This window comes from uncultured Veillonella sp. (genome assembly GCF_934190855.1).
Classification (GTDB): Bacteria; Bacillota; Negativicutes; order Veillonellales; family Veillonellaceae; genus Veillonella.
This window is the reverse complement of the sequence record NZ_CAKPTN010000090.1, coordinates 1-6,625: the sequence shown is the minus strand read 5'-3', so window position 1 is coordinate 6,625 and position 6,625 is coordinate 1. Positions and strand designations below refer to the sequence as shown.

Here is a 6,625-nt window from a genome sequence, read left to right as displayed (position 1 = left end):
TTAGCACTCAATGGTCTGATGGAATTTAACCAAGTGCGCCATTGATAGGCTTGTTCCCCGTTATCTACGAGGTCCCCCATGCTAATATATAAGGCGGTCCTAGGGTTACGATGTGCTGAGTCCTTTACAATCTCTTCCCACGCGGAATAATCCCCCGACTGAGAATCTGGATAGATAAGAACATCATACACACTGGCGCCAGCAGTTTCCAACGAGTACCAATCACTACGGCGATCATTGCCATAACCAACTCGATATTCGTATTTAGTATTAGGCGTCAAACCAGTTACTGTACCCTCATGAATATAGGTGGTACTGCCATCATCGGTAAAAGCTTTATCAGTAGCGCTTATCGTTTGAGTCGAATCAGCTCCAACAAGACGATACTCTATTACCGCATCAGCTTCACTACTATCTGATTGCCACATAATCGTACGGCTCGTGCTATTATCTTGAGCTACGATTTGTCGAATGTAACGACCTTCAGAATCGAGGAGCGGTTTTATCTCTTGGCCACTCACCACAGCCGCTGTCCGAGCTATACGACTATGTATAGCATCTTTATATACATAGCCACCTGTGACTAGTACAGCCAATGCTGCAATAGCTACAATTGTTTTTAATAGTTTACTTTTATTCATATAGTTCCTTTATGTAAAATATATTAAGTACTAATATGAACACATTATAAAACTTAAACTTAACTTTAAGTCAAATATGATTTTTCTATACGTCTTGAACATCTACTTTTCTATATCTAGCAGAAATACATCCTAACATATTTAATTGCGGTATGTTCCATTCATTGGGTAAATAGATATCACAGATAAGCTCATCGCCTATAGAGTTATTAGCTATAAATTGATAGCGCCCTAACTCTTCATTGCTACATACTCTTTCAAGCTGATTTAAAGCAGTGGCACCCCAAAATCGACTAAATTCCGTCCAAATAGTTTCAGCATCAATTTGAGATAACTCAACTAGTAGACTATATTTTATGCCAACTTTACAGCGTTTTTTTAAGCCCTTTTCGTCAGGACTACAGACCTTTGTCGAGCCCTTTTCAAATGACCATTCTAGCCCATCTAATGATTGAACTTGGGTGGAAATAAGATCTTTAAAATTTGAAAAGTCTTCGAAAAAATGTTTACACGCTACCTCAAATGTATCTAATCTATCTATATTGCTCAATGCTCAATACCTCTTTTAAAGTATTTACCTACTATTTTTCGTAATATTGTTTCATTTGTGTATAGCCATTAACGATGACTTCGATTTCACCCGTTCTAGGATGGAAGATAAGACCGTGGATAGGCACATCTTTAGGAATCAAAGGATTCATGCGTAATTCGTCTACTGTATCCTCTACATTTTCAGCAGGATGTGTAAAGCCATCTGCCCAGCGTTCCATTTCTTTTCGCACCATGTGAATCGCTTCAGGTGCAATGCCACGAGCTAACATTTTTTCAGACAAATTCTTAGCCGTTGTTTTAGCCATGCCACATTCATGGTGACCAATGATAAAGATTTCATTTACACCTAGCTCATAGATACAAACGAGTAAGCTACGTACAATGCCATCAAAAGGACCGGTAATACAGTTACCTGCCGTCTTAACAATCTTTGCTTCACCACGGCCAATATCCATGGAGTCTTCTAAGAAGTTTACAAGGCGCGTATCCATACATGTAACGATAGCCATCTCGCGGCTTGGCATTTTACTGCATTTAGTATCAATGTCTACATAACCTGTATTTTGATCTTCTACATATTCTCGATTGTGGGCTAAAATATCATCTAATAAACTCATAGTACCTCCTATATAAAAAGACCTTGGCACACAACCAAGGTCTCTATATTAATAATGGTCGATATAAATATTATATCATATCCAGTTGTACACGTTCTAAACCACGAGTAAGCTTAACACTATTATTCTTGCAAAATAGATTTAGAATTAACACTATTATTCGCGCAAAATAGATTTAGAATAATATTAACTAGAGCTTATCTATCAGGTGTAGATAAAGCTTCAATAGCTACACTACCACCGCGCACAACTTCAATGCGATTGACGAACATATCTTTAAATAAGGCAATCATATCATTATTTTTAGACACGGTCTTTACACATTGTACGAGTACAGACTTACGGTTATAGTCTACTACTAACAAATCAAAGGTTTGCGCAATACGGAAGATTTCTTGTTTATCTGCTTCCTTGCAACTATTTACCTTGATAAACAGTAACTCTTTTTTCGTAATTCGCATGTCTGTAAAGTCGATAACCTTAATAACCTCTACACTGCGATTTAGTTGCTTAATAATTTGTTCGTACGTCAAATCATCGCAAGTAAGGTCAATCGTCATACGAGACATAGTAGGATCTTCTGTTTCCCCTACCGTCAATGTATCTAGATTATAGTTTTTACCAGCAAAGAGGCCAGAAATTTTAGCCAATACGCCGATTTGGTTTTCTACATACGCTGAAATGCAGCGCTTTTTCATCTGTACTTCCATAGCCCCTCCTATTTTTTATCTTTCAATAACATATCGCTTAAGGATTTACCTGCTGGTACCATTGGCAATACATTGAGCTCGGTTGGAATAATGAACTCTAGTAAGGTTGGGCCATTTTTGAAAGTATCTGCCAATTGGAACCCTTTTTCAATGTCCTCAACTTTAGTAATGCGCATGGCCTTCGCACCATAAGCTTCAGCTAATTTCACGAAGTCTGGTACATATTCAAACTCATTATTGTCGATTACATCACGCGTAACAATGGCACTTTCATCCATCATCAAGTTTGTACAAGCGTAACGTTTATCGTAGAATAATTGTTGCCATTGACGTACATTACCAAGGAAGCCGTTATTTAAAACAATAAGCGTCACAGGCAAGCGGTAATGCATAGCCGTAGCAAACTCTTGAATATTCATTTGCACGCCACCATCACCACAAATAGCAAATACGCGCTTATCTGGATTACCCATTTGAGCACCTAGCGCAGCCGGGAATCCATAGCCCATAGTTCCTAGACCACCAGAGGTCAACATTTGGTGTTGCCCTTTTACCTCTAAGAATTGAGTAGTCCACAATTGGTTTTGACCTACGTCAGTAGTAACGATTGGGCGGTCGTAGTGATTATTGATGTAGTCGATTACAGTTTGAGGTGTTAACCCTTCTTCATCAGCTTGTGTAACAGGACGTTCTGCTTTAAGCTGCTGCAATTGTTTAGGCCAATCACCAAGATCGTGAGGCTCAATATATTCTAAAAGTTTTTCAATAGCCAATTTAGCATCGGCTACAATGGGAATATCTACTTTAATATTTTTAGAGATGGACGCTGCATCCACGTCGATATGGATAATCTTACAATTTTGCGCAAAGGTGCTCAACTTGCCTGTAATGCGGTCATTGAAACGAGTACCAATGGATATCATTACATCACAATCAGTGAGCGCCACATTTGGTGCATAGCCACCGTGAATCCCTACATTGCCTAGGTATAGTGGATGACGAGTATCTACCGCACCTTTCCCCATCAATGTCGTTACCACAGGAATACCTGTTTTTTCAACTAATTCCATCATAAGATCGTTGGCGCCACTAATGCTTACGCCACCACCTAATAAGAACAGTGGTCGTTTAGCCTTAGAAATAATGGAACAAGCCTTTTTAACTTGCCCTACGTGAACAGCCATATTCGGTTTATAACCGCGAATATTAACCTCTGTAGGATATTCATCAGAGCCCATAGTCTTTTGAATATTTTTAGGAATATCTACAACTACAGGACCGGGACGACCTGTACGAGCAATGTAGAAAGCTTCTTTCAAAATGCGACCTAAGTCTTTACGATCACGCACAGTGACAGCATATTTACAAATATTGCGGACGATACCAACAGTATCCACCTCTTGGAAGGCATCATTGCCCATGAGGCCTAAATCTACTTGGCCGGTAATACAAACGAGAGGCACACTATCTGCGTACGCAGTAGCAATACCTGTTACAAGATTGGTAGCACCAGGGCCAGAGGTTACCATACATACCCCTACTTTACCAGTACTACGAGCATAGCCATCTGCGGCATGAGCTAACGCTTGCTCGTGACGTGGCAAAATAACCTTTACCTGATCTTGCTTATATAATTCATCCATAATATCGATAGTAGCAGCCCCAGGATAGTTAAATAAGATTTCTACCTTCTCCTCTTGAAGGGCTTTTACCAAATACTGTGCGCCTGAAATCATAGGTGCCTCCTTATCTATGTTATACGTGCATATTGCATTCTCAATATTCTCATTAGATATATCTAAAAAATTGAATATCTTATATAGATGTGATATACTCAGTAGTGTACCATATCTTGTGGCACATGAGTATGTATAAAATCTCAAATTATATAAGTATGTGTTGATTCTGTCTGGAAAGGACTGTGTAACATGAAAGAAATCTTAGGTTTCCACTTAATCGGTTGCCCTTACTGCGCAAACGCATTCCGCGCTATCGATGAACTCGTTGCAGAAAACCCTGTATACGCAGATATTCATATTAACTGGGTTGAAGATCAAGACGCTCATGAGCTCTTCAAAACTCATCCATATGAATACTATCCAAACTTATGGTTCGACCTCGATAAACAATACGAGGCTCAACCTGGTGAAAGCTACGAACAAACAAAAGCTTTAATCAAAGCTGTGTTGGACAAAGCAATCGCGTAATCTAGTATTACATAAAAATGTGATAAAACCATTAAGAAAGAGGCTAGCAAAGGCTAGCCTCTTTTTTTGTCTTTCCATTCAAGATACATATGTTTAATTACTTGGATTGGTGATACAAATAACATTCTAGGACCACCATATCGCATGATTTCACGGATTTTTTCACGATACGTTGGTCCATAGCAATGTGTTTTACATACGCTACAGAAGGTTTTACTCTCCATATGTGGACATGCATCGATACGATGCTGTGCATAATGCCAAACGTCTTGGCACTCCTCGCATAGTTCACCTTTAGGCGTATGGTGTTTATCACGACAATAGATGCCAATAATTTGGTACATAGTTTTCAGTTCTAACTTCCGTTTTTCATCAACTGTCACGTTAATCTCCTAGTTCACAGACCAAGAAACCCAAGCTACCTTATCAACGGTCTTATTATGAATTTCACCATCGATAGCTAGTGGCTCAATGAGGTTTCTAATTTCTTCTTTCATATCTTCCATCGTGCCCCATCCATTATTATGGAGTCGCATGGTAAAGTAATTAACAGCCTTCTCAAGAGACATAACCTCTGTTTCAGGAACCGTTTTATACGTTACTTTCACATTATGTCCCATCTCATGGATAGCCTCTAAGCACTCTTTCATCTTGCCATCCCAAGGGAATGAGTCGCGACCAAAGAAATGTTCAGATAGCATATCTACCATTTCATCGCTCCGTTCGCTGAAAGCAATCCACAAGCATTTATCATTACTTGCTTCGTGCATGGCACGAATATTTTCTACATCAAACATGATAGGACAGAAAATGCTATAAGCCAAGTCGAAACTCTTATCCCAACCGAGTTCACGACGTGTTTCGTCAGACCAAGGTCCAATATATAGGCTAATATCTAAGCCTTCTGACTCCGCTAATTGTTTAGCACCTCGAATCATACCATCTGATAAGTCGATACCAGTCGCTTCATAGCCTTCACGAGCTAAACCTAGTGCATAGTCACAAACACCACAGCCCACATCTAAAGTGCGACCACCCTCTGCAGGCAATAATTGTTCATCCTTTAAGTAAGCTAAAAACTCAGTAACCTGAGCCTTCCGATCCTCACGATTGTGCATTTCTACAAAGTACTCAGAACGGTGGTTCCATGCATCTTGCTCATCTCGCCAAGCTTCGTTGACGGTAAGCTCTTGTATTTTATTTGTCATAGTATCCCCTCTAATTAGCTACATACATACATGTACAAGCTATAGATATATAAGTTATAAGTAATTTCACTCAGTTAAATTTACAATGTAATTTAACTCTCCCCTATATGCTAGTGTTCCAGCTAGGAGGTTCAGATGTTCATATAGCTATTCTTATTGTACATTATTCTCAAAATAAAATGTGTTACTCAAATCACATTTATTATATTATTTCGATATTATTAAATATATATTTTCACATAACTACTATCTAAGGTGTCATTTTTATAAACAAAAGACTCCACTCTCATGAGTGGAGTCTTTCATCTCTCGTGTTACAAATAGTTTTATATACTATCTGCTCATATACATCAATTGAGTATATGATTATTTCTCTTCTTGTTTTTCTACTGGAGCAGATGCCTCTTCAGCTTTAGGAGCTTCTGATTCAGTTTTCTCTCCAGTCGTTACACTCTCATTATTATCAGCTTCACGCTCTTGTCTAATGCGTTCTTCTCTCTTAGCTTGTGCCTCTTGTTCTCTCTTCTCAAAGGACTCGCTAACTTTATCAGTAGTTTCTTTTAATTTATCGCGACCTTTCAAAGCAAGCTCTTTAATCGCTTCTGGATCAGCACCACTAAACTCAGCCAATGCACCTTCATTATTTGGATCAAAGAATGGAGCTTGTTTAAAGCCTAATAAAGATGCCAC

8 protein-coding genes and 1 pseudogene are annotated in these 6,625 nt (G+C 38.9%); 1 reads left to right on the top strand and 8 read right to left on the bottom strand.

Annotated features, from left to right (window positions below):
• The 5 genes from Q0F90_RS06215 to ilvB form a co-directional block, all read right to left on the bottom strand.
• Positions 1-641, bottom strand: a 641-nt coding sequence (locus Q0F90_RS06215; RefSeq protein ID WP_296004204.1) for a fibronectin type III domain-containing protein, incomplete at its 3' end; no start/stop codon positions are given.
• 85 nt (positions 642-726) lie between these two features.
• Entirely contained in the window at positions 727-1,191 is a 465-nt protein-coding gene (locus Q0F90_RS06210; protein WP_296004203.1) for a hypothetical protein, read from the bottom strand.
• Positions 1,192-1,222: 31 nt separating this feature from the next.
• The gene (locus Q0F90_RS06205) at positions 1,223-1,810 is read right to left on the bottom strand and encodes a carbonic anhydrase (protein ID WP_296004202.1); all 588 of its coding nucleotides are present in this window, start codon (positions 1,808-1,810) and stop codon (positions 1,223-1,225) included.
• A gap of 197 nt (positions 1,811-2,007) precedes the next feature.
• Positions 2,008-2,520, bottom strand: a complete 513-nt coding sequence (ilvN, locus tag Q0F90_RS06200) for an acetolactate synthase small subunit (protein ID WP_060919632.1) — start codon at positions 2,518-2,520, stop codon at positions 2,008-2,010.
• Between the two features lie 8 nt (positions 2,521-2,528).
• A complete protein-coding gene (gene ilvB / locus Q0F90_RS06195; RefSeq protein ID WP_296004201.1) occupies positions 2,529-4,256 on the bottom strand; it encodes a biosynthetic-type acetolactate synthase large subunit in 1,728 nt (575 codons plus the stop codon).
• 192 nt (positions 4,257-4,448) lie between these two features.
• On the opposite strand from ilvB, the gene Q0F90_RS06190 reads away from it, so the two are divergent.
• Positions 4,449-4,727, top strand: a complete 279-nt coding sequence (locus tag Q0F90_RS06190; protein WP_296004200.1) for a glutaredoxin — start codon at positions 4,449-4,451, stop codon at positions 4,725-4,727.
• A 53-nt stretch (positions 4,728-4,780) separates the two neighbouring features.
• Here Q0F90_RS06190 and Q0F90_RS06185 read toward each other — a convergent pair whose 3' ends face one another.
• The 3 genes and pseudogenes from Q0F90_RS06185 to Q0F90_RS06175 form a co-directional block, all read right to left on the bottom strand.
• Positions 4,781-5,110 carry a nitrous oxide-stimulated promoter family protein gene (locus Q0F90_RS06185; RefSeq protein WP_009350996.1) on the bottom strand — a complete coding sequence of 110 codons (330 nt, stop codon included), beginning with the start codon at positions 5,108-5,110 and terminating at the stop codon, positions 4,781-4,783.
• Positions 5,111-5,119: 9 nt separating this feature from the next.
• Positions 5,120-5,935 (bottom strand): class I SAM-dependent methyltransferase, encoded by an 816-nt coding sequence (locus tag Q0F90_RS06180; RefSeq protein WP_296004199.1) that lies wholly within the window; start codon positions 5,933-5,935, stop codon positions 5,120-5,122.
• 366 nt (positions 5,936-6,301) lie between these two features.
• A pseudogene (locus tag Q0F90_RS06175) lies at positions 6,302-6,625 on the bottom strand (LemA family protein); the annotation flags it as partial.

Coding starts and splice junctions, on each gene's coding strand:
- Q0F90_RS06205 (WP_296004202.1), bottom strand. CDS start 1,810: ATGAGTTTATTAGATGATATTTTAGCCCACAATCGAGAATATGTAGAA.
- ilvN (WP_060919632.1), bottom strand. CDS start 2,520: ATGGAAGTACAGATGAAAAAGCGCTGCATTTCAGCGTATGTAGAAAAC.
- ilvB (WP_296004201.1), bottom strand. CDS start 4,256: ATGATTTCAGGCGCACAGTATTTGGTAAAAGCCCTTCAAGAGGAGAAG.
- Q0F90_RS06190 (WP_296004200.1), top strand. CDS start 4,449: ATGAAAGAAATCTTAGGTTTCCACTTAATCGGTTGCCCTTACTGCGCA.
- Q0F90_RS06180 (WP_296004199.1), bottom strand. CDS start 5,935: ATGACAAATAAAATACAAGAGCTTACCGTCAACGAAGCTTGGCGAGAT.